A 23,235-nucleotide genomic window follows, 5' to 3' on the forward strand; every position below is an offset into this window, starting at 1 on the left:
AACACAAGATCACCGTGCTCTTCCTCGTCGGCGATGCGGGCGCACCGGTCGGCATCCTGCATATTCACGATCTGCTGCGCGCCGGCGTCGCCTGATCCTTCATCTTCACCGGCTTTTGCCGGGGCGGGGGATCGACGAAGGCACCGGGCTCATTGACATCGTTGCGATGCAGGCGCTCGGCGATCGCCTTGGCGCCGGCGTCCGTTCCTGCACGGGAATAGAAGTTGCCGCGCACCTGGATCGAAGCGGCCATCAACCTGAACGTTGCCGTGGCCAGGGCGGGGTCCGGTGCCTGTGGTGCCTCCCAGAAAAGGTCGAGTGGCTGCTGATCCGTCAGGCCGGCGATGTCGAAGACCGCCGTGCCCAGGATCTTCACGGGCTTGCCCTGCTTCAGGGCATGCAGTCCGGCGGTCGAGTTGACCGTTACCATGCCGGAACTGTTCTGCATGAGAAGGTCGAGATTGCCTCCATCGAGAAAGAAAACCCTCTCCCAGATGCCGAGCGAGGCGGCGATGCCTGCAGTGATCTTGCGCCAGGGGATCAGGCCGTTGTCGAGCGGGTGTAGCTTGATGGCCAGCCTGGTTCCAGCGGGCGCATGCCGCGCGAAAGAGGCAAGGATGGCGTCGATCGCTTCCCGCTGACTGCTGAAAGGTGAATGCGCACGCAACTGGTAGTCCGTTTCGAGCTGAAGCGGGTAGACGAAGTATGGCGCACCTGCACCGGCCAGTGATCGGATCAGTGCATCCGACTTCCGCCGTTCAGCCCTGCCGGTCGCCAGCCGCCGGATCCAGCCGGCATATTCGGCAAGCGGGTGGAAGATCGCGTGACGGCGATAGCCGGGAAAGAGGAAACAGAGAAAGACGTTCGGCAGATTGTAGAGGAGGTCGTAAGCAGCTTCGGCAATAAAGGTCTGACGGTAACGCCGCTTCCAGTCCGGCTCGGGCAGTCCTGCCGATGCACGCAGGATTTGCACGGGGTCCGTCGGAAAATGCGAGTTTGACGACATGCCGCCGCGCTCGAGGGTCAGCCAGTCGGGCCTGAGATATCCCATCTCGACGACGAAGACGCGAATGCCGGCGTTTCGCGCGGCGGCTGTGGCAGTGCGATGATAGGGGCGCTCTTCGCCAAGCAGCACAAGATCGGTGACGGAGTGGCGGCGGATGAAGGTCTCCACGAAAGCCGGCCATTCGGCAAGCGAGCCACGATAATCCTGGCCGCCCCGGCGGCGCCAGAATATCCGGTCGCCGACATTGAGATTGATGCGAAGACAGGTGTTGCCCAAGGCCTCGAGATGCCCGGCAATCTTGGCGAAGATCGGCGACGACGGACCCTGAAGGAACAGGAAGGTCCTTGGCGTCGCAGGGTTGTTCATCTTGTCTGCCGTCATCGGTGGCGAAAGGCGCTATTGCAGCGCGTCCTTGTGCAGATTGGCGTGCTTCAGCATGGACCCGAGCAGGTTCCAGGGATCCTCGTCTTTCGCTTGCTTCGAGCTATGGGCCGAAGCGCGCGCCTTGGCGAGCGGCACGATGAAATAATCCGAGCGGGGATCCGGGAAGGGGTCCGCGAAAGACTTCAGAAGGGGCGCATGGTCGCCATAGAAGACGAGCCAGACCGGCCGGTCGAGCTTGTTGAGGCCGTCGACCAACTGCTTCAGCGCGGCGTCCGACTGCTCGAGAATTGCCAGATAGATGTCGACCGGGTTGGTGAGCGTTCCGACACGTCCTGGCTCCCAGGGGCCGTGGTTGGCCATTGATGCGACGAAGAAGAAACCGCTTTCCTCTTCCGGCAGCTTCTGGACCTCGCTCAGCACGCGCGCCGCCAGCGTCGCGTCGGAGACATAGAGTCCGTCACGCTCCGGATTGTGGTCGAAGGCATCGAGCATGGTCAGCTTCTCGAATCCGAGAAGGGGCATTGCCTTATGCCTCAGGAAGAATGTCCGGTCGTAGGGGTGGATGAAATGCGTGCGCCAACCGGCACGCTTCAGCTTTCCCGGCCAGACGACGTCGGCATAGTGCGCGGCGCGGAGATAGGGATAGCTTGCGTCGACGTGAATATCGTCGGGAACGAGGCCGCTGAGGACCGCAAACTCGGTCCGCAGCGTATATCCGCCTTCGAAGACATTGCTCAATCGGCCCCATTGCACCGCCTGCTTGCGCAGCCGGTCGATCGTCGGAAGCTTGATGGAATCGACGCCGAAGTGCCGCATGTCGATGAAGGACTCCGATTGCCATACTACGATGAGCGGGGCTTCCTCGTGACCGATGAGGTCGTGTACTGCGGCGCGCAGCATTCCCGACAATTCGGCGACGATCTTGTCGCGCTTGACGCCGAGCCAGATGATGAAGTGGAAGACGACGGAAGCGAAGGTGCCGAAACGCACCGTGTTGATCTTGACGTTGATCGCCTTCACAAGCCTCTGCACGAGAGCGGCTGTCGGGCGGTTGACCGGTCCGTAGAACAGCAGGGCCCAGGGCCCGGCGGCAATTCCGATCAAGACGAGAACCCAGAAGAGCCGGTTTCTCTCGGGCAGGATAGCAGGCTCGAAATACATATAGAGCCCCGACACGCCAAACACGTACAGGAAGGCGACGATCCAGAAGACGACGTTCAGTGAGGTCGCATAGAAGATGGACTTGTATTTGAATACGTCCGCGACCAGGGCGATGTCGGAAAAGACCAATGGCTCGCGGATGAACTTGTACTTGGCGCGGGAAATGCCGGTGAAGATGATGAAGAAACTCATCGTTCCGGCAGCGGCATAGAGCGGCCTCCACGAAATAGCGAAAAAGCCGGCGAAAACGAGTGCGATGACCGGCAGCCGGGCGAGGCGGTCTATCCTGTCGTGATGGCGACCATATCGAGGTGCGTTCTTCCGGCGTTCGCGCGCCGGCAGAGCGAAACGGTCCGTATGGAAGATCACCGCGCAGGCCAGCAGATAGCAGCCAAGGGTCAAGGCTAAGGGGTAGTCATGCAGTTGGAAGGGAATGAGCGCCAAGCCGTTACCTTTTAGCCGTTTCGCCGCCGTCTCCGTCTCGGCACAAGACCGTTCCGCGAGAGTTAGGGTCGTTCTGCTTTATCCGAAGCGCGGAATCGCCCAGACTTTATGTTCTCCCGCAATTTCAGGACGGAAACCGCCATGCACTTGTCCTGGAATTGCTCTAAAGCCTAATGATAACCGGCACAAGCATTCCGGGGGACATCGGCATCATCGTCCACTGCGACGCGCAATCGCCCGATCGAACCACCAATCGATGAGGGGCCGGACCGCTGGCCCGAAGCGGCCGAGCAGATGCAAGGCCATCCCGAAATAGATCTCGAACCGCCGCTGGTCGACACCCTTGACGATCTTCCGCGCGACCGCCTCGGCCGTCCATGGCCGGACCGCTCCCATGACCACGCTTGCCTCCTCGGGTCGGGCGGCAAGCTCTCTCCTGAACTGCGGCGTCTCCGTATCGGGCGGAAAGCAGATCGATATCCGGACATTGTGGCAGCGCGCTTCGCTGCGCAGCGCCTGGGCGAACCCGCTGAGCGCGAACTTCGAGGCGCAATAGGCGGTATAACCGTATATGCCGATCAGTCCGGCACCCGAAGAGACCAGCACGATATGGCCGTTGCGCCGTTTCACCATCTCGGGGTAAACGGCGCGGATGGCGTGCACCGAGCCGGAAAAGTTCGTCTCGATCTGGCGGGTGAAGGCGGCGCCCGGCAAAGCCTCGAAGGCGGCAGGTTCGACGATGCCTGCCGAGGTCACGAGAATGTCGCAGGGCCCGAACCTGTCCATACAGCGCGAGATCGCCGCTCCGACCTCCTCTTCCTTGGAGACATCGGCGGCTTCCACATGAACCGCTCCGGTCTCTATGCCACCTTCCTGCACCAGCTTCTGCGCCGCCTGCTCCAGGAGGTCGCGGGACCGGGCGATAAGCGAGAGCCTGGCTCCACGTGCAGCATAGATCGAGGCGAGTGCCAACCCGATCCCGCTCGAGCCGCCGGTAATGATCACATGTGTCATGGACAAACCCGTTGGCGGACTGCTTGCAGCAGGTTGTGATCAGCGTGCAGAGAGTGCACTCAGCATCTTCTCGATATCGACGCCACCGAGGCCGAAATTCCGATCGGTAAGATCCTTCAGCCGTTCAGCCGTCAACGCGACGGTGCGGCGGATCTGTTCGTCCGTATGGTCGCAGGTGATGAAGAAGCGCAACCGCGCCAGACCTTCCGGCACTGCCGGGTGGATGATCGGCAGCACGTTGACGCCGGCTGCGAGCAGGTCGTTCGAAAGCTGGACGGCGCGAAGCGAATCTCCGACGATGACGGGCACGACCGAAAAGCCGCCGCTCAGACCCGTGTCGAGGCCGGCCTCCTTGGCAAGTTTCAGGAACAGGCTGCCGTTGCGTCTCACCGCCGCCGTGCGCTCCGGCTCTCTCGCCAGGATGTCGAGGCTGGCGACAGCCGATGCGGCGAGCACGGGCGCGAGACCAACGCTATACACGAAGCCGCCGGCGGAAGCCTTCAGGACGGCCGCAAGCGCGGCGCTTCCCGCTATGTAGCCGCCGCAACTCGACGTGGTCTTCGACAGCGTTCCCATCCAGATGTCGACTTCGTGCGGATCGACCCCGAAATGTTCGGCAAGGCCCCTGCCGTGCCGGCCGAGGACCCCAAGCGAATGCGCTTCGTCGACCATGAGCCAGAAGCCGTATTCGGCCCGAAGCTTCAGAAGCGCCGGCAGATTGGCGACATCGCCATCCATCGAATAAATGCCCTCGACGATCACCAGTATGCGCCGGTAATCGCCGGCGACGGTGCGCAGGACGTGCTCTAGATCCGCTGTGTCGTTGTGCTTGAAGAAGCGGCGTGTCGCGCCGGAAAGCTTGATGCCGGCAAGCGCGCTGTTGTGGATGAACTCGTCGTGGATGACGAGGTCCTTCGGTCCCATCAGGCAACTGATGGCAGCGACATTCGTCAGATAGCCGCTTACGAAACAAACGGCGGCATCGACGCCGTAGAACTGCGCGATCTTGTCTTCCAGCTCCACATGCTGCGGCCGCTCGCCGGCCACGAGGCGGCTCGCAGAGGCGGAAATCCCGAAATCGGCGATCGTGTCACGCGCCCGCTCGAGAACGTGAGCATGTCGATTGAGACCGAGATAGTCGTAGGAGGCAAAGTTGATCAGCTTGCGGCCGTCGATCATCGTCGTCGCGCCGGCTGCCGTCTGATGGGCGCGGTAAAACGGATTGGCGATGCCGAGCTGCTCGCTGGCGATCTTTTGTGTAAGAACCTGCTTATATTCAGGCAGGTCCTCGAACCGCGCCTGCTCGCGGCGCGGGGCAGGCGGCAGCTCCCGTTCCGAACGCGCCATTCGGTTGCGCTCGGACGACTGATGGGTGTTCCTCATCCTGTCCAGCAGGCTCTCCTTGAGCGTGCTGTTCATTTTGGGGAAGGTCTGGCCTTTTCCGTCGCTCATTGGGTCAGTGCTTTTTCCTTGGCCGCGCCGACATGACGCTGCGTGAGCGCTGTTACGATCTTGTCGTCTCCGGCCTCGCCCTCATTGCTCTGGTCGCGCTTGCTTACCTTTTCATGCAGCTTGCGTGCGATATCGCCGACCGTCGTGTTATCAGCGACGCCGCTCAACGGCATGTCGAAGCCGGTGTTCTGCTGGAAACTCATGCCCAGTTCCACGGCCATGAGGCTGTCCAGGCCGATCTCTTTCAAGATCTTTCCGCGCGTGACCGTATCCTTCGACACGCGCAGGATGGCAGCGATCTCGCCGGCCACCAGATCGAAGAGGATGTCCTCGGCCTCCTGTGGCGACTTGCCTTCGATCATTGCGACGAGATCCATCTTCGTGCCCTCGGCGCCGGCGGCATGCTGATCGGCGCTTCGCAGGATTACCTCGAAGAGCGCGTTGCGGGCGACCGGCAAATTGCGGGCAGCCGTCCAGTCGATCTCCGAGATCATCACGACGGCCGCGTCGACAGTGCCCGGATCCGCGGCAATATGGCTTTCGACCATGTCGAGTGCCAGCTGAGCCTTCAACGCCGTTTTACCGATTCGCTTGGCAAGCAGGTCGTTGACTTCGGCGTTCTGCGTGAGGTAGCCGGCATCGGCGATCGCGCCGAAGCCCACGGCAAGGCCCGCAAGGCCCTCTTGGCGCCGTGCGCGGGCAAGGCCCTCGAGATAGCCGTTGGCGGCGACGTAATTCGCCTGGCCCGGATTGCCGACCAGCGTCGTTGCCGACGAGAACAGGATGAAGTTGTCGAGCCTGTCGCCACGGGTGAGACGATCGAGAATGGCCGCTCCCTTGGCCTTTGTGTCGATGACCGGGCGGTTGCGCTCGCGATTGAGATTGCTGATCAGCGCGTCGTCGAGCACCATCGCCGCATGAATGACGGAGCGAAGCGGCGCTTCGGAACGAAGCGCATCCAGAAGCGTCTCCACGGCCGCGGGATCCGTGATGTCGCAAGCGTGAACCGATGCGACGACGCCGTCGTTCTGCCAGCGTTCGATCATGGCGCGCGTTTCCGCATCCGGCAGACCGCGGCGGGAGCACAGCGCAATCCGGCGCGCACCTCTTTCTACGAGCCAGTTGGCGGTGACGAGGCCGAAGCCGCCGATGCCGCCCACGACGAGATGGATGCCGTGCGGATCGACCTTCATGTCTCTCTCAGGCTTCTTCATTACCTCGTGCCTTCCGGCCACGGGCGGCAGCACGACGATCTTGCCAATGTGTCCGGCATTCTGCATCAGCCGGAAAGCGTTGCCGATTTCATCGTAATCGAAGGCGCGGTAGGGAAGCGGCGTAAGCTTGCCTTCCTCGAACAGCGCTCCAATCTCCATGAAGATGCGTTTCGTCAGATCCGGAGCCTTCACGAGCAGCTGGTCGGCATCGATACCGAAATAGCTGACATTGCGGCGGAATGGCCTCAGCCCGATCTTGCTATCGGCGTAGTAGTCGCGCTTGCCAAGCTCCAGGAACCGGCCGAAAGGTTTCACCAGCGAGAGGCTCTGCTCCATCGCCTCGGCAAAAAGTGAGTTGAGCACGAGGTCCACGCCTTCGCCGCCGGTGACCGAACGGACATCGTTGACGAAGCCGAGCGAACGAGAGTCGAAGACGTAGTCGGCCCCGAGCATCGTCAGGAAGCGCCGTTTTTCGCGCGTTCCCGCCGTGGCGATGACCTTGGCTCCCTTCAACTTAGCGACCTGAAGCGCGGCGAGACCGACGCCGCCGGCAGCACCGTGGATCAGGATCGTTTCCCCGGCCTGAATGCGGCCGAGTTCGACAATGGCATAATAGGCGGTAAGGAAGGCGACCGGTAGGGTGGCCGCGGCCACCGGGTTCATGGCGCGCGGCAACTTGGCAATGCCGGCGCGAGCGACAATCGCATGTGTCGAGAACGCGGAGGAGGCGATCGCCATCACCGCATCGCCGACGGCGAGGTCGTCGACCTCTTCGCCAACCGCGACCACATGGCCGGAGAGTTCCATGCCGATCGTCGCTCCGGCAAAGCCATCCTCCAACGCCTCTTCGGGCAGCAGACCCATGGCCCACATTACGTCGCGGAAATTCAGGCCGGTCGCCGCGACGGCAACGAGGACTTCACCGCGACCCGGCTCCGGTATGTTCGTCTCTTCCCAGGCGATGCTTGCGATCTGAGAGCTGACACGCTGGCGAATGGTCGCGGCCGTGAAGGCGGTCGTTTTACCATCAGCCTTGTTCGTAGCGCCGGGAACCGCCCGGAGCTCGGAAAGCAGGCCCGTCTTCCGGTCAAACAGCCATTCCCGGTTCAATCCCGAAACCGTCAGCAGGGGGATCGCCAAGGAGAGAATATCCTTGCGGCCGATATCGGCATCGCCGGCAAGATCGAGCGTATGGATATCGATGAACTCATATTCGTTCTGCAGAACCCGGGCAAACGCCCACAATCCGGAATTCAATCCGCAGCTTGCCGACGCCTTGACCGGAGCGCCGCCCGGGGCCACGAGCACGAGGCGCGGCCGGTCGTCGCCATCGGGTTCTGCACCGGCCAGGTGCTGTTTCAGTGCCTCGGCGAAGGCGCTGAGCGCCAGCACGCGGGACTGCAGCAGGGCAGAATCCTCATCTGCGGCGCGGTCCGCCTCGGACATGAAGATCGCGCGGACCGGCCTGTCGCCAAGGGCTGCAAGGGCGTCGCGCAGGGTCGCAAGATCTGCGGCAATGTCGCCGGTCACACGGACGTGGTTAGCCCCCTTACCGGCGGCCAAAATCTTCTGCGTTGCGGGCTCTATCAGCAGATATGGCGCCGCGCCGCCGCCCGGCACTTCACCGACGCTTGCGGCTGCTGTGCCGCGGGCTTCGATCAGGATGGTGCTGCCATGAGGGCATTCGCGATCCGTCACGACAACGTCGCCAAGGTCCAGGTCTTCAAGGCATTTCTGCCAATGCGGTACCGCCGCGATCTTGCCGATAGGGAACTCCGCCGCCTGGCTGCGCTCGAACCATCCGCCCGAGAGACCCAGGGCGAAGTCGGCGAAGATGGAAGGGGCACTGACGGCCGCAATGAGGCCGCTTCCGGGAAGCATGGAGCGAAGGGCCGATCGCACCCCGCTCCCCTCTTCGATCAGATGGTAGAGATTATCCGAAGCGCTGACGGCGAGGTCGAACGAGCCGATATCGGCGAATTCGCTCTTCTTGAGCACGCGCACATGCGCATCCTCCTCGAAGGCGATTTCGAGGTTGCGCTGTGCATTGTCGCGCGGCTCGAAAATGGAAAGCGCCGCACCATGGCGGGCCGCGAGATCGGCCAACCGGCGGCTGAAGCCGGCAGAGACGCTGCCGAGTTCGATAAGCCGCAGACGGGACCCGGCAGGTTGGGCAGCGAGAGCGCCTGCAAGCGTATGAAGAACGTGGTCCATGCGCGATCGGCTCGCCGCGGAATGCACGGCCTGATGGTCGAGCGTCGCTTCGCTCATGAAAGCGGCATTGAAAGAAGCCGACGCGTCACCGGCCGGTGCCGGCGCAAGCAGCGCATCGAGACGGCTGAGTGCTTCCGTATAGGCGTTGTTGACGAGGACCGCTTCTACGGCACGATCGGGGCGATCGCCGTAAAGTTCGCCAAGGATCTCCGGCACGGTCGGAAGCATGAACTCGGGGGCGACCTTCCAGGTGCCGTTCTGGTGCTCGCAGAGTCCCGCATCCTCGAGCGTCAGGAGGCAGCTCGTCAGGAAGCATTGGAAATCGAGGTCCCCGGGCAGCGCGTCACTGCGAACCGTGGCTGTCCCCTTGCCGAGCTTCAGGGCGATCTCCTGACAGGCGCGATATATGGCGGCGTTGAAGAGCAGGGTCGCATTGTCGAGGCCATCGTTGTCGATTGGCTCAACCAGCTTCGCAGGCATGGCGGCTGCGCGTTTCATGCCGGGCACGAGCACGTCGGAAAGCACGGCTTCATAGTGGAAGGAAAGACCTTCCAGCGTCTTGTGCTTGCGCAGATAGGTACGGCGGAAGCGGCAATCCTCGAAATGCGCGATCGCGGCGCCGGTCTCGTCGAAGAAATGGAACTTCGCCTTGATCGAATTGGCGCTGACCCTCTCTATCTCGATCATCGCGCGGGCGATCCGCCGGCCGGCATTGACGACGCGTACCGAGCCGAAGCGGACAGGAATGTAGGGCGCGCCGCCCCTGTCGCCGGTGAAGCGGTCGAAGAGCGCGACCAGTCCGTGAAAGGTCGCATCGACCGAGATCGGATGAAGCGCATAGGTGAGGTGGGGGTGCCCCGATGCCTGAGGTTGCTTCAGCTCGACCTCGATGAGCCGGTCTCCATAGGCGACCGCTTTGGAGAGAAGCTGGAAACGCGGTCCGTAGTCCAGACCGAATTGCTTCGCGGTTCCATAGGCTTTGGCTGCAGAAACGCTCGCCGTCCTCGCCAGACCCTTGGTGGACGGACACTCGTTGCGCGTCGCCGGCAGAGGTTTGCGGCTTCGGGCGACGGCATGCACGGTCCAATCGTCTTCCGAGAGGCGCTCGCGCGAGCGGATTTCTATGTCTCCGGTCTCGGGCGACAGGATGGTCGAGAGCTCCATGATACGGCTGTCGCTGAGTTCCAGCGGGCGAACGATCTCCAGATTGGTGATCTCGACCTCGTCGCTGCCGTGATATTGCTGTGCGGCGGAGACGGCGATTTCGATGAAACCGCTGCCCGGCAGAATGGCCTTGCCATCGACCACGTGTTCGGCGAGATCCGGAAACAGATGCGCGTCGACGTGGTTCTTCCAGCTGCCCGCATTGGGGTCGCCACGCCAGCCGTTGAGGCGGTAGGGCTTTGCGGAGCGTCCGAAGAGATCCGTTGCATCGGTCGTGGTGGCCGGTCGCAGTTCCACGGGCTCGAAGGGCAGGGCGGGCAGTTCGACGAATGCATTCCGCTTGCCGTAGACGCGTGACCGGTCGACGGCGGCGCCATGAGCGACGGCGCGCGCCATGGATGCCGAAATCGGGTCGTGGCCGCTGCCGCCGGCGTCGCGCAGCAATGTCGGTACGACCAATGCCGGCACGGCCGCCTGCTTGATCGTCTCCTTGACGTAGGATCCGAGGATCGGTCGCGGCGAGATCTCGATGAACAGCCTGCAGCCGAGTTCGAGCGCGGCCTCGGCGGCGGCCTGGAAACGGACCGGCTCGCGAACGTTCTTCCACCAGTAGTCGGGATCGAGCTCGGTCCCGTCGAGCGCGGCACCGGTGACGGTCGAGAGATAGGTCAGTTCTGTCCGGCGGGGGGCGATGTCCGGGATGTCGGAGAGGAACGCCTCTTTCGCCCGATCGATGATCGGATGGTGGAACGGATAGTTGATGTCGAGGATTTGAACCGGGATTTTCGCCTTGCGGGCCGCGTCCCGGTAAGCCGAGATCTCGTCCGCCGGACCGGAAATCGTTACCGAATTATGGGCGTTGATCGCTGCGACGCAGATATCCTCGAGCCCGCGCTCCGCCGCAAAGGCCTTGGCTGCCTCTGCGCCGAACATCACGGCGGCCATCGTGCCCTGGCCTGCCAGAAGGTCCTGGTGCAGCGATCGCTTGGCGACGATCGACACTGCGTCGACGAGCGACAGCGCCCCCGCCGCATAGGCAGCCGCGATCTCGCCAACCGAGTGACCGAACACGGCCGTCGGCTTGATGCCCATCGCCACGAGCGAGTCGGAGAGCGCGGCCTGGATCGCGAACAGCAGTGGTTGGGCGACTTTCGTATCCGCGAGCTTCCCGTCGAGTTCGGGGTCGGTCAGAAGGTCGGTGAGGACGACATCCGAATGGAACCGGAAGAGGGCGCTGACCGAGGTGAACGATTGACGGAAATGCAGGTTCTCGCGGAACGCCTCGATGCCCATGCCTGCCCATTGCGAGCCGTTGCCTGAAAAGACGAAGGCGACCTTTGCGTCCTTCGCCGCCGCTTCACCCGTCTCGCCGATATCGGATCCGGGCTTTTCGAGGTGGTTGGCAATCGCCCGGACGATATCCTCGGGATGGTCGCTGCGGACCGCAAACCGATGGCGCAAATGCGTCCGATTGGCGCCGGAGGCGGCGACGATGGCCCGCATCTCCTCCTTGTTCGCGTGCGCGAAGGCGGCTTTATAGTCTCTGAGCAGGTTTTCGAGGCTCGATACTGTGTGGGCGCTTGCGAGGAACACGTGGCCCGCCGGCGAGGTCGTGGCCTTTTCTCCCTGAGCCGGATCCGGATCGCTGATGACGACATGGGCATTGGCGCCGCCGAAACCGAAGGAATTGATGCCGGCGAGCCGTGCCCGCTTGCCCTTCAGAAGCTCGATCGGGTTGGCGGTCACGCGGACATTGAGGCCATCGAAGTCGATCTGCTCGTTCGGTGTCTCGAAATGCAGCGAGGCCGGCAGGTAGTTGTTCTCGAGGGCCAGAACCGCCTTCATCATCCCGAACAGGCCGGAGGCCGGCTCGGTGTGGCCGATATTCGACTTTATCGAGCCGATCGGCACCGGAGCCCGGCGCTTGGCGCCGATCACCGTACCGATGGACCATACCTCCGCCGGGTCCCCCACCTTGGTGCCGGTACCATGGCCCTCCACGAAGGCGACCTGATTGGCGTCGATGCCGTTGCCTTCGTAGATCATCTTCAGAAGATTGGCCTGCGCCTCGCGGGAGGGCAGCGAAATGCCGTTTGTGCGGCCGGCCGAATTGACGCCCGAGGCAACGATCCGTGCGTAGCTGCGGTCACGTTCGCGCTGCGCCCTGTCGGTGCGGCGCAGAACGAAAACGACGCCGCCTTCGGCGCGCACATAGCCGGCGCCGTCGTTGTCATAGGCGCGGCAGAGTCCTTCGGGCGAGAGCATGCGCGCCTGAGCGAAGCCGACGAAGGGTAGCGGGTGGGCAAGGACATTGATACCGCCGACGATCGCCGTGTCGATCTCGCCCGCGTTCAGCGCCCGCATCGCCTGATCAAGCGCCACGAGCGAAGAGGAACAGGCCGTGTCGACGGTCATGCTCGGACCGCTCAGGCCGAAGACGTGGGAAATACGGTTGGAGACGATCGACAGGGTGTTCCCCGTCATGAAATAAGGTCCGGCGGCTGCCGGATCGTCGACCGTCAGGTTGGCGTGGTCGAGGCTGGAGGCGCCGACATAGACGCCGACATTTTCACCGTGCAGCGAGGCGACGGAGATATTGGCGTCCTCGAGCGCGCGCCAGGCGAGCTGCAACAGAACCCGCTGCTGCGGGTCCATATACATGGCCTCGCGCTGCGACATCCCGAATACGGCGGGGTCGAAATCATAGATCTGGTCGAGAACGCCCGCGGCAAAGGAATAGGTCTTGCCTGGGGTGCCCATGACCGGGTGCCAGAATCGCGCCATATCCCAGCGGTCCGCAGGGACGCGTGTCACGGTGCATTTGCCCTGACGAAGAATTTTGAACAGCGCCTGCGGAGATTTCGCTCCGGGTGCAAGGCATGCACGCCCTATGATTTCAACCGTCATGTATGATCGAACGCTCTGAACTGCCGTTAAAATTGTTCTAGCCCATTGCAACCTATAACGTAAATTGCAACCGGTGACATTCTGTTCTTTGGGGGGCCCTGCTTTTTCCCCTCCGCTGTATTAGGGAGCTTTTAACTCATAGTGCCTAGCTTTCAACCCCGAAGGGCTAGATATACGTCTCCTGCGGGCCATCCAATACAATTACCGCGACGGTCCGTAACCAAGATCGAGGCAGTATGGCCGGAATGGCGCAGTCCCGATTATTTTGCCGGCTGTGGCGGCGAGGTGGCTTGTTGTGGGACGACCTTTGTGCTTTTCAGTGACCGGCGGATTCCCTGCCGGGAAAATGCGGCGCAGATATCTGTTTGGATTCATTGCTGTGCCGAAGACGGAGTGTCGTAGTGAAACGAGTGACTGCCCTTCTGCTCTGTACCGCGCTTGCGGGATGCCAGGCCGTACCGGGCGAGGGCCCTTTGACAACCGATATCGTGTCGGATGCCGGCCAGTCCGGATCCGAGATCGGCAGAAGGAATGCCACGGTTTTTGATATCGTCGATGTCGACGGGCAGTCGGCGCGGCTTGTTTCCGAGTATGTTTCCACAACCCTCAGCCGCCGCTTCGGGATTGGCGGTGGCGTCGGCCAAGTAGTCATCGGCATCGGTGACCAGTTGAAGGTCACGATCTTCGAGGCGGGCAGCGACGGCCTGTTTTCCACAACTGAATCGAAGCAGACGAGCATCGACCTCGTCGTCCAGCCCGATGGCAAGGCCGCGATTCCCTATGTTGGATCTGTCCGCTTTGCCGGTCTGACGCTCGAGCAGGCGCGGCAGGCGATCCTGGAGGCGCTGAAGCAGAAGGCGGTGGAACCGGATGTGATCGTGACGTCGACATCGACGGCATCGCGCAACGTGACTGTCTCCGGCGCGGTCGGCCGCCCCTCGGTCGTGCCGCTCAATCTCGTCAGCGAGACGATCAATGAGGTGATCGCCAAGGCGGGCGGCCCCTCGGCGCAGCCTTACGAGACCTACGTCACCCTCGTGCGCGGCAAGAAGACCGGCACGGTCCTGCTGAAGTCGATGATTGAAAGCCCTTCGGAAAACATTCACGTAAAGCCCGGCGACCAGATCTTCGTTACGCGCGATCCGCGCACCTTCACGGTCCTCGGCCAGGTCCGGGCCAATCAGCGCGTCGAGTTCGGCGCCAACGACCTCAACCTGCTCGAAGCCGTGGCGCTCGGAGGCGGCGGCTCGGATCGCACGGTGGACGCCAAGGGCTACTTCGTCTTCCGGTTCGAGGAGCCGGACATCGTCATGAGCCTGCTTGGGCAGGAGCGTTTCCATCAGATGCTGAGCAAGGGCATGAAAGCCGATCGCGTGGGGCGCTATCCCATCGTCTACCGGTTCGACATGACCAACCCGGACAGTCTCATCGTCGGCCAGACCTTCCCGATCAAGAATCGCGACGTCATCTACGCCTCGCGCCATCCCTCGGTCGATATCACGAAATTCCTCGACTTCGTCGCACGTCCGATCGGTATCGTGAATTCCGGCGTAAACATCGCCGACAATATCGACGACTTCAGAAACTGAGGCTGCAGGGGCAACTGTCACCCCCTTGCGCCGCGATGCTGCGATGTTCTGCAGCATGCCGCCAGAATCCCGCGGCGTGCGCCGAACATGCTTGCCGCCGGGCGCATTCTATGGTTGGACTGGGTTTAAATCGATTTGTGGAAGGCCGGTGCGGCTCGGGATTGCGAGGAGGCCATGGCTGACGAAGCCCTGATCGTCATCGATATGCAGAACGACTTCTGCCCGGGCGGCGCACTCGCAGTCGACGGCGGAGACGAAATCATTCCTGCCGTCAATCGCCTCATCGAGACGTCTCCGCATGTCGTGCTGACGCAGGACTGGCATCCGGCCGACCATTCGAGTTTCGCCTCCAGCCATCCTGGCAGGCTGGCGTTTCAAACCGTCACGATGCCCTATGGCGAGCAGACTCTCTGGCCCGCGCATTGCGTTCAGGCAAGCGTCGGCGCCGATTTCCATCCATCGCTGCGATGGACCTCGGCGGAACTCGTCATCCGCAAGGGTTTCCGCCGCGAGATCGATAGCTATTCGGCCTTTTTCGAGAACGATCACCGGACGCCGACGGGGCTTGCAGGCTATCTGCGCGAGCGTGGCATATCGAGCGTGACGCTTTGCGGCCTCGCCACGGATTTCTGCGTTGCCTTTTCGGCACTCGATGCGGTCGCACAAGGCTTTTCTACATCCGTGGTGCTGGACGCCTGCCGCGGCATAAATCTGAACGGCTCGCTGGCGGCCATGACGTTTCGCATGCGCGATGCCGGCGTCAGGCTGAGCTAGCCCACCGGTGCGGGAAGCGCATATCCCGGCACCGCTTTACGAGATCGACCGCGATGGCCCGTTTCAAAGGGCTGTCATCACGGTTCAAGAGGAGCATGTCGCAGATGCCAAAGACCGATATCGCGCGGCGGGTCTATAACCACACCTGGAAGCTCGATCCGATTATTCGCAGTCTGCTGGACACGGATTTCTACAAGCTTCTGATGCTGCAGATGATATGGCAGCTTTATCCGGACGTCGACGCGACCTTTTCGCTGATCAACCGTACGAAGACCGTCCGGCTTGCCGACGAGATAGACGAGCAGGAACTGCGGGACCAGCTCGACCACGCGCGTGGCCTGCGCTTCACCAAGAAGGAAATGATCTGGCTAGCGGGTAACAGCTTCTATGGCCGCAAGCAGATATTTGCGCCCGAGTTCCTCGTCTGGCTGGCGAAATTCCGTCTCCCGCCATACGAGCTGTCGCGCCGCGACGGTCAGTTCGAACTGACGTTTCGTGGCCGGTGGGCCGAGACGACGATGTGGGAAATTCCTGCGCTCGCGATCATCAACGAGCTGCGCTCGCGCGCGGCGATGAAGGGGCTCGGCCCCTTCACGCTGGACGTTCTCTATGCCCGGGCCAAGGCCAGGATGTGGTTGAAGGTCGAGCAGTTGCGGGAGCATCCGAACCTTCGCATTTCCGACTTTGGAACGCGCCGGCGGCACAGCTTCCTGTGGCAGCGCTGGTGCGTCGAGGCGCTCAAGGAAGGCATCGGCCCCTCCTTCACCGGGTCGAGCAACGTGCTTCTGGCGATGGACAACGATCTCGAGGCGGTCGGGACCAATGCGCATGAGCTGCCGATGGTGGCCGCCGCGCTCGCCCGCAACGACAGGGAGCTTGCGGCCGCACCCTACAAGGTTCTGCAGGATTGGAATCAGCTCTACGGCGGCAATCTCCTGATCGTGTTGCCGGACGCGTTCGGGACGGCCGCATTCCTCCGGGATGCGCCCGATTGGGTCGCCGACTGGACCGGTTTCCGGCCGGACAGCGCGCCGCCGATCGAGGGAGGCGAGAAGATCATCGCCTGGTGGAAGAAGATGGGCCGGGATCCGCGCGAGAAGCTTCTGATCTTCTCCGACGGCCTCGACGTCGATACGATAGTCAAGACCTACTGCCATTTCGAAGGGCGCGTGCGGATGAGCTTCGGTTGGGGAACCAATCTGACCAATGATTTCGCCGGCTGCGCTCCAACCGAAATCAACGGTCTCAACCCGATCTCCGTCGTCTGCAAGGTCAGCGAAGCGAATGGCCACCCGGCCGTCAAGCTCTCGGACAACCCGCGCAAGGCGACGGGGGATCCCGGCGAAGTCGAGCGCTATCTCAGATTTTTCGGCTCCGAGGACTTTGTGGAGCAATCTGTACGGGTGTGATAAAAGCCGAAAAAACCGGCGGATGCGGATTCGAATTTGCGAATCATATGACTTATTGCGGTACCTCACTATTCCCTTGAATTTCCCCCCGGATACCCCATGATGAGGAGGTCGAGGTACACCTTGGGAGGGGTTCGTGCGTCAGGCCTATTCTCCGGATGACGTGGATGTCATGCGTGGAGCGCTCGATATCTGGTGCGCTTTGCACAATGTGGGCAGGGATGGTGCGGAGGCCAACAGGGCCGCCAAACGCATTCTCGACCTGATGGACAGGAAGAAATGCTCCTGCGACGAGCTGCTGGCGCAGCTGGGTGACTTCGGCCCGGAACAGCGCCGCCGGGTGTCCTGACCGATTGCGCAGCGCTCGCGCCTCTGAGCTTCACGATTGGATCGGCCGGAGCGCCTGGACGAAGCCGTCTGCGGCGCTCGATCGTTTTTCACCGGGGTATCGACGAGGTGATTTCACCCGACACGCCGGCCTGTGCTTCCGGCCGGTAATTGGACAGGGCAAAATGAAGGACGCCGCTGACTGCGACGGACACGATGAGAACCGCGACGGTTACGCCAAGCCCCGATTTGATCATGCCATCTTCTCCAGCCGTTGTTTGCGCATCCGAGAAAGCGTGAAATGGAGTTATTCCTGTGGCCTCGATCCGGCTGTTCCCCAAGGAACGTCGGACAGGGTTAACAAACTCTTGCCTTTTTCGGCGGCAAGGCGCCGCGGCTGCGAATGGCGAGCCTGTGTTCGAGGACGTGGCGCGATCATGTTTTGGACATCTTTCTGCGAACGACTGCGGGGCAGATGCTGACTGCGTAAATGCAATGGCTTGATCGAGAGCGAGATGGCGCAAAGCGATGCCGGATCTGATGGTCCGCCCGGGGGCGACGATGCGGATTCCGGTCTTTCCCCGGATCGTCCGTCCCCCCGGGATTGTCCACCTGCCCCCGAGGCGGCGGTATTCGCCGAGACGGGGAGGGCGCTTGCCGGACTGGGGCATGCGCTTTTGAGGCTCGGTCGGGCCATTCGCGAGGAAGTACCTGCCGCCTCGCGCCGAGCGCTGCAGATATTTGGCGGGCTCCGACGGAATAACACGAGGTTGCCAGCTGTTTTCCGTCCGCAATCGCGGCAAAGCGAAGCCCCTGCGCGCGATCGGAGTTCCACGCGAAAGCACCGGCGCAGCAGGCGGTTGGTGCTGTTGACGAGGGCCGCCGCTGCGGGTGCTGCATGTCTTCTGCTTCTTGCGGCCGTATTTGCCTGGGCTTTGCGCGACGTGCCGTGGGACGAGATCGCCGAGGGTTCGCTGAAGCCCGTCGTGGTGCTCGAGACGGCCGACGGCAAGCCGCTGGTGAGCCAGGGGCCGTTTCAGGGCTCCTATGCCGAGCGAAAAGACTTTCCGCCCCATCTTGTCGACGCAGTTCTCGCTAGGGAGGACCGGCGTTTTTACGAGCATTCCGGGATCGATTTGAGGGGCATCGCCCGAGCCATCTATAGGAATATCGGGGCCGGCGAAGTGGTGCAGGGCGGCAGCACGATCACGCAGCAATTGATCAAGATCCTTTATCTCGAGCGCGACCGCACCTGGAAACGAAAGATCCAGGAGGCGGTGATCGCCTTCTGGCTGGAAAAGAAGCTCGGCAAGGACGAGATCCTCACCCGCTATCTGAACAACATCTATCTCGGAGCCGGCGCAACGGGCGTGCCTGCCGCTGCCCGCATCTATTTCGACAAGGACGTGCAGGAACTCGACGTCGCCGAATCGGCGATGCTTGCGGCGATCATCCGCGCACCCTCGCAGCTGAATCCGCTCACCAATCCCGAAGGCGCGCGCCAGCAGACGGAACTGGTCCTCGATGCCATGGTGAGGAATGACCTGCTCACCCCGGAACAGGCGAAGAGCGCGCGCGCCGACTTCGGCAAGTTGCAGCCTTCCAGTCCGGCGGTCCGGTCCGGAAGCTGGTTCGCGGACTGGATCATCCAGGATGCCCGCGAACTCGCCGGTCCCTATAGAGGCACGATCAAGATCAGGACGACGATGATACCGCGGCTGCAGGTGATCGCCGAGAAGGTGGTTGCGGAAGCGCTCGGACGCGAAGGCGGCAAGGTGGGCGCGTCGCAGGCTGCCCTCGTGGCGATGACGCCGGAGGGCGCCGTGGTCGCCATGGTGGGCGGCCGCGACTATAGCAAGAGCACCTTCAACCGGGCGGTTTCCGCCATGCGTCAGCCGGGCTCCACCTTCAAGCTGTTCGTCTATTATGCCGCCCTGAAGGCAGGCCTTACGCCTTATGATCCGGTCGAGGATGCTCCCATCGATATCAACGGCTGGTCTCCGGAAAACTCCGGTGGCGGCTATAGAGGACTCGTCAGCATGGCGGAGGCCTTTGCGCGTTCGCTCAATGCCGCGACCGTCGCCCTGGCGATGGAGGTCGGCATCGACAAGGTCGCCGCAGCGGCTCGAGAGCTCGGCATCGACGCCAATCTTTCGGAGACCCCAAGCCTCGCGCTTGGCTCTTCGGAGGTGAACCTGCTCGATCTCACCGGCGCCTATGCCTCGGTTCGGGCAGGCAAGGCTCCGATCGAGCCCTGGGGCATCGAATCCCTGCACGCTGAGGATCAGCCGCAAGCCTTCCGGGTTGGACCGTCCACGCAAGCTTCAACGGATGTCAGTCAGTACAGCCCTGATCTGGTCGGAATGCTCAGGCTCGTCGTCGAACGGGGCACGGGCCGCGAAGCCGACATCGCAGCGCCGGCGGCAGGCAAGACCGGAACCAGCCAGAACAACCGTGACGCCTGGTTCGTAGGCTTCACCGAACAATTGGTGGTCGGCGTCTGGGTGGGCAATGACGACGAAACTCCGATGAAGGACGTCACCGGCGGCAAACTGCCGGCGCGGATCTGGCGAAACTTCATGACCGCGGCGATGGCGGAAGGCGATCCGCTGGAGCCGGGCGCCCAGGTGACGGGCCCCGCCCCCGCCTGCAACTTCCGCGCCTGCGCCAGGGCCTATCGTTCGTTCCGGCCGGACGATTGCACCTTCCAGCCCTATAGCGGGCCGAGGAGGATTTGTGAGAGATAGCGTTTGGGGCGGGGTCTGAAGTGTTGGAAGTGCAGGCCTTCGGCATGCCCCGGCTCGCCTGGTCTCGATTCTTCGAACCGCCCGTTGCGATCGCATGCCGGGTGATTTGGCAGAGCGGTCATAAAAACCGACTCCTATGCCGATCTGTATTGACTGGTGAACGCATGAGTTGCAATCTCGCTGTTGTTGGTAGCGATGAGGGTAAATCGTGAATTTCTTCAAATGCGTGTTGGCGCTTTCGGGCGCTTTCCTTCTTCTGAGCGGAGCGGCACAGGCTCGTGACTGGGGCACCGAGACCAAGGAGGATGTATTCACCGGCAAGCAGACTGCCGTCATGATCGCTGGTCTCTCCAAGCCGATGTCGCTGTATTTCAGCTGCGATGCCGATCACCAGGTACGGCTTGCCGTTATCTTCAAGGTCAACGAGGTCGCGGAAGATGTACCCGCCACACTGGTGATGAAGGTCGACAATGGGGAGGCGGTCAAGTTTGACGTGACTTCCTACCAGCACAACGACGAGTATGGCGGCTTTCATACTGTATCCGGCAACATTCTGGTCGCTGATTTGGTCAAGTCTGTCGGGCAGGCGAAGAGCCGGCTGCTCGTCGGTCTTGATATCCCTTTGACGGGCGTTAAGGACTCTGACGAATTCTCAATTCGCGGTTCCACTGCAGCTGCGAACGAATTCATCAAGGCCTGCGAAATAAAGTAGCTATCGATCTGCCTTCTGCAGCGGTGTTGGCGGCAGATCACCTGCACGGGCCGCGACAGCTTCGTGATCGTCGCAGACTGCAGCCGGCGCGAATTGCTCCAAGCGTGTGTGACGAAAATTGCCAGCGATGACTTCAGGCGGAAGAATGCCGGTTAACGAGCCGGTGATGATAGCTTTAGAGGAAAACTGGTGCTGCTAGAGAGATTTGAACTCTCGGCCTCTCCCTTACCAAGGGAGTGCTCTACCCCTGAGCTATAGCAGCATCCGGCGGCTCTTCGTGATGAGCCGCAGCAGGCGAGGGGCCTATTGCCATAGCTTGACGGGGAGCGCAAGCCGCATTTCGAAGTTTTTGGGCGGGCCGCGCCGGGAAGATGGCGGGACCACGAGGTCCGGGATACCGAAGCTCTGCCATTGCAGGCTGTCGCGGCGCGGAACAACGCGGAAACAGCTTTGCGTTTTTCCCCGGTTTCGCTTCCGTCTGAACCGGCTTGACGCTTCCGAAGCCCCCTGTTTTGCGGTAATGGATGGCCATGAAGAGCGACGATCATAAAAACAGGGCGGCAAAGGGCGGGGCGCATTCGAAAGAGGCCGAGGCGAAGCGGCAGCGGCTGGCAAAGAACCTGCGCGACAATCTTCAGCGGCGCAAGCAGCAGATGCGCGCGCGCCGGGCAGGTGCTGCCGACGAGACATCCGGGCTGCCCGCCGCAAAAACGGACGAATCGCAAGATTAGGTCCTGCAGCCGGCGGCAGGCGGGGCCGTCCGGCTCCGCGCTTCCCCACCCGCAAGGTACTTCTAATTTCACCGCATCTCCACTAAGAGACGCCCTTCAACAATGCCGGTCGGCATCGATTTTCCAGAAAGGCGGGCAGCGCCCGTGCGAGAGGTCTCATGGATCGCATCAGGATTGTAGGCGGAAATGAACTCCACGGGGTGATCCCCATCTCCGGCGCGAAGAACGCCGCCTTGCCGCTGATGATCGCGTCGCTCCTGACCGATGACACGCTGACGCTCGAAAATGTGCCGCATCTCGCCGATGTCGAGCAATTGATCCGCATCCTCGGCAATCATGGTGCCGACATTTCCGTCAATGGCCGGCGCGAGCGTCAGGGCGAGAGCTACGCCCGCACGGTCCATTTCACCAGCCGCAACATCGTTTCGACGACTGCACCCTATGAGCTCGTCTCGAAGATGCGCGCGAGCTTCTGGGTCATCGGGCCGCTGCTCGCGCGTGAGGGCAGGGCGCGCGTGTCGCTGCCCGGCGGTTGCGCCATCGGAACGCGCCCGGTTGATCTCTTCATCGAGGGGCTGACCGCGCTTGGCGCCAGCATTGAGATCGACGGCGGCTACGTCAATGCAACGGCACCGGCGGGCGGGCTCATCGGCGGGCGTTACACCTTCCCGAAAGTTTCCGTCGGCGCGACCCATGTGCTGATGATGGCGGCAACGCTTGCCAATGGCACGACGGTGCTCGGCAACGCCGCGCGTGAGCCCGAAGTGGTGGACCTTGCCAAATGCCTGAACGCCATGGGCGCGAAGATCAGCGGCCAGGGGACGAGCACGATCACCATCGAGGGCGTGCGCTCGCTCTCGGGCGCCCGCCACCGGGTGCTGCCCGATCGCATCGAGACAGGGACCTATGCGATGGCCGTCGCCATGGCGGGCGGCGACGTCATTCTCGAAGACACCGAGGCGAGCCTCCTCGATACAGCGCTTGAAGCGATCCGCCGCGCCGGCGCCGAGATCAGCGACACGAACAACGGCATCCGGATCGTCCGCAACGGCGCCGGCATCAGGCCGGTCGACATCGTCACCGATCCCTTCCCCGGCTTCCCGACCGACCTTCAGGCGCAGTTCATGGGGTTGATGACCCGGTCAAGCGGCGTTTCCCACATCACCGAGACGATCTTTGAAAACCGCTTCATGCATGTTCAGGAGCTGGCGCGGCTCGGCGCCAAGATATCGCTCTCCGGCCAGACGGCGAAGGTCGAGGGTGTATCGCGGCTGAAGGGCGCACCGGTCATGGCAACGGACCTCAGGGCTTCCGTCTCGCTCGTCATTGCGGGCCTCGCGGCCGAGGGCGAAACCATGGTTTCGCGGGTTTACCACCTCGACCGCGGCTTCGAGCGCCTGGAAGAGAAGCTCACGCGTTGCGGCGCCCATGTCGAGCGCGTCAGCGACTGATTGTTCAGCTCAGCGCCGGGAGCCGTTGCGGTTTCCGGCGCAACGTCCTATGTCCTACAGCTGTAGCATGACAAGGACGGGGTGGATCGCATGGATGCTTTGAAACTGCTGGCACTCGACGGGGAAGACCTTGGTGTCGTCTCGGCCCATGTGCAGGACGCAGTGTTCAAGGTGGGGGGCATCGCCTATGACGCGCGCCGTCGGCAGTTCACCCTGGTGGTCAACCGGTTCGTCTGGGAAAAGGCGCAAGGCAAGCGCCGCAACTTCGAGCGGCGTCGCGCCGTGCTTCTGTTCAAATGCGTTACGGCCGTGCGCTCCGTCGGCTTCGATCGTGCCGACGCGGAGGCAGTGCTCGATCTCCTCGCACTGCGCTTCGACGTGAAGGGAGAGGGGCCGGAAGGTACGATCGAGCTCGTGCTGGCGGGCGACGCATCGATCGAGCTCGATGTGGAGTGCATTGAGGCGCAGCTTGCCGACACGGGCGGCGCCTGGGAGACGGCGTTCAAGCCGCGTCACCCCGAAGGCGCCTGAGCCT

Annotated in this window: 15 protein-coding genes and 1 tRNA gene; 9 read left to right on the forward strand and 7 right to left on the reverse strand. The window is 62.4% G+C overall.

All coding sequences use genetic code 11. The features are described from left to right. Positions 1-64: 64 nt before the first annotated feature. The 5 genes from FB009_RS20885 to FB009_RS20905 form a co-directional block, all read right to left on the reverse strand. The gene (locus FB009_RS20885; protein WP_011974404.1) at positions 65-1,387 is read right to left on the reverse strand and encodes a capsule biosynthesis protein; all 1,323 of its coding nucleotides are present in this window, start codon (positions 1,385-1,387) and stop codon (positions 65-67) included. Between the two features lie 15 nt (positions 1,388-1,402). Beyond that, positions 1,403-2,995 (reverse strand): LTA synthase family protein, encoded by a 1,593-nt coding sequence (locus FB009_RS20890; protein ID WP_011974405.1) that lies wholly within the window; start codon positions 2,993-2,995, stop codon positions 1,403-1,405. A 210-nt stretch (positions 2,996-3,205) separates the two neighbouring features. Continuing rightward, a complete protein-coding gene (locus tag FB009_RS20895) occupies positions 3,206-4,009 on the reverse strand; it encodes an SDR family oxidoreductase (RefSeq protein WP_011974406.1) in 804 nt (267 codons plus the stop codon). Between the two features lie 39 nt (positions 4,010-4,048). Beyond that, complete coding sequence (locus FB009_RS20900) at positions 4,049-5,461, reverse strand: aminotransferase class I/II-fold pyridoxal phosphate-dependent enzyme (RefSeq protein ID WP_018010276.1); 1,413 nt, start codon at positions 5,459-5,461, stop codon at positions 4,049-4,051. Beyond that, positions 5,458-12,960, reverse strand: coding sequence for a type I polyketide synthase (locus FB009_RS20905; RefSeq protein ID WP_011974408.1), 7,503 nt, complete (start codon positions 12,958-12,960; stop codon positions 5,458-5,460). Before FB009_RS20905 ends, FB009_RS20900 begins: the two co-directional genes overlap by 4 nt. A 401-nt stretch (positions 12,961-13,361) precedes the next feature. On the opposite strand from FB009_RS20905, the gene FB009_RS20910 reads away from it, so the two are divergent. The 4 genes from FB009_RS20910 to FB009_RS20925 all read left to right on the forward strand — a co-directional run bounded on the left by FB009_RS20910 (position 13,362) and on the right by FB009_RS20925 (position 17,081). Then, the gene (locus FB009_RS20910) at positions 13,362-14,549 is read left to right on the forward strand and encodes a polysaccharide biosynthesis/export family protein (protein ID WP_011974409.1); all 1,188 of its coding nucleotides are present in this window, start codon (positions 13,362-13,364) and stop codon (positions 14,547-14,549) included. A gap of 174 nt (positions 14,550-14,723) precedes the next feature. Continuing rightward, positions 14,724-15,323: a bifunctional nicotinamidase/pyrazinamidase gene (pncA, locus tag FB009_RS20915; RefSeq protein ID WP_011974410.1), complete on the forward strand. Its 600-nt coding sequence runs from the start codon at positions 14,724-14,726 to the stop codon at positions 15,321-15,323. 104 nt (positions 15,324-15,427) lie between these two features. Beyond that, entirely contained in the window at positions 15,428-16,732 is a 1,305-nt protein-coding gene (gene pncB, locus FB009_RS20920; RefSeq protein WP_011974411.1) for a nicotinate phosphoribosyltransferase, read from the forward strand. A gap of 136 nt (positions 16,733-16,868) precedes the next feature. Next, complete coding sequence (locus FB009_RS20925) at positions 16,869-17,081, forward strand: hypothetical protein (protein WP_011974412.1); 213 nt, start codon at positions 16,869-16,871, stop codon at positions 17,079-17,081. A gap of 88 nt (positions 17,082-17,169) precedes the next feature. Here FB009_RS20925 and FB009_RS32790 read toward each other — a convergent pair whose 3' ends face one another. After that, positions 17,170-17,316, reverse strand: a complete 147-nt coding sequence (locus FB009_RS32790) for a hypothetical protein (RefSeq protein ID WP_018010273.1) — start codon at positions 17,314-17,316, stop codon at positions 17,170-17,172. Between the two features lie 258 nt (positions 17,317-17,574). Between FB009_RS32790 and FB009_RS20935 the strand changes: the two genes are divergently transcribed. Then, entirely contained in the window at positions 17,575-19,806 is a 2,232-nt protein-coding gene (locus FB009_RS20935; protein WP_018208980.1) for a PBP1A family penicillin-binding protein, read from the forward strand. 208 nt (positions 19,807-20,014) lie between these two features. Then, a complete protein-coding gene (locus tag FB009_RS20940) occupies positions 20,015-20,518 on the forward strand; it encodes a hypothetical protein (protein WP_011974415.1) in 504 nt (167 codons plus the stop codon). 187 nt (positions 20,519-20,705) lie between these two features. Here FB009_RS20940 and FB009_RS20945 read toward each other — a convergent pair. Beyond that, positions 20,706-20,780, reverse strand: a tRNA-Thr gene (locus tag FB009_RS20945). Positions 20,781-21,042: 262 nt separating this feature from the next. On the opposite strand from FB009_RS20945, the gene FB009_RS20950 reads away from it, so the two are divergent. The 3 genes from FB009_RS20950 (at position 21,043) to FB009_RS20960 (ending at position 23,231) form a co-directional block, all read left to right on the forward strand. Beyond that, a complete protein-coding gene (locus FB009_RS20950) occupies positions 21,043-21,249 on the forward strand; it encodes a hypothetical protein (RefSeq protein WP_011974416.1) in 207 nt (68 codons plus the stop codon). A 158-nt stretch (positions 21,250-21,407) separates the two neighbouring features. Beyond that, entirely contained in the window at positions 21,408-22,700 is a 1,293-nt protein-coding gene (murA, locus tag FB009_RS20955) for a UDP-N-acetylglucosamine 1-carboxyvinyltransferase (RefSeq protein WP_011974417.1), read from the forward strand. 90 nt (positions 22,701-22,790) lie between these two features. Further along, positions 22,791-23,231 (forward strand): DUF2948 family protein, encoded by a 441-nt coding sequence (locus FB009_RS20960; RefSeq protein ID WP_011974418.1) that lies wholly within the window; start codon positions 22,791-22,793, stop codon positions 23,229-23,231. Positions 23,232-23,235: the final 4 nt, after the last annotated feature.

This window comes from Sinorhizobium medicae, from assembly GCF_007827695.1.
Lineage (GTDB): Bacteria > Pseudomonadota > Alphaproteobacteria > Rhizobiales > Rhizobiaceae > Sinorhizobium > Sinorhizobium medicae.

Excerpts from the sequence above, each read along its gene's own strand:
- FB009_RS20885 (WP_011974404.1), bottom strand. The coding sequence starts at position 1,387 with ATGACGGCAGACAAGATGAACAACCCTGCGACGCCAAGGACCTTCCTG.
- FB009_RS20895 (WP_011974406.1), bottom strand. The coding sequence starts at position 4,009 with ATGACACATGTGATCATTACCGGCGGCTCGAGCGGGATCGGGTTGGCA.
- FB009_RS20900 (WP_018010276.1), bottom strand. The coding sequence starts at position 5,461 with ATGAGCGACGGAAAAGGCCAGACCTTCCCCAAAATGAACAGCACGCTC.
- FB009_RS20905 (WP_011974408.1), bottom strand. The coding sequence starts at position 12,960 with ATGACGGTTGAAATCATAGGGCGTGCATGCCTTGCACCCGGAGCGAAA.
- pncA (WP_011974410.1), top strand. The coding sequence starts at position 14,724 with ATGGCTGACGAAGCCCTGATCGTCATCGATATGCAGAACGACTTCTGC.
- pncB (WP_011974411.1), top strand. The coding sequence starts at position 15,428 with ATGCCAAAGACCGATATCGCGCGGCGGGTCTATAACCACACCTGGAAG.
- FB009_RS32790 (WP_018010273.1), bottom strand. The coding sequence starts at position 17,316 with ATGATCAAATCGGGGCTTGGCGTAACCGTCGCGGTTCTCATCGTGTCC.
- FB009_RS20935 (WP_018208980.1), top strand. The coding sequence starts at position 17,575 with ATGGCGCAAAGCGATGCCGGATCTGATGGTCCGCCCGGGGGCGACGAT.
- FB009_RS20950 (WP_011974416.1), top strand. The coding sequence starts at position 21,043 with ATGGCCATGAAGAGCGACGATCATAAAAACAGGGCGGCAAAGGGCGGG.
- murA (WP_011974417.1), top strand. The coding sequence starts at position 21,408 with ATGGATCGCATCAGGATTGTAGGCGGAAATGAACTCCACGGGGTGATC.
- FB009_RS20960 (WP_011974418.1), top strand. The coding sequence starts at position 22,791 with ATGGATGCTTTGAAACTGCTGGCACTCGACGGGGAAGACCTTGGTGTC.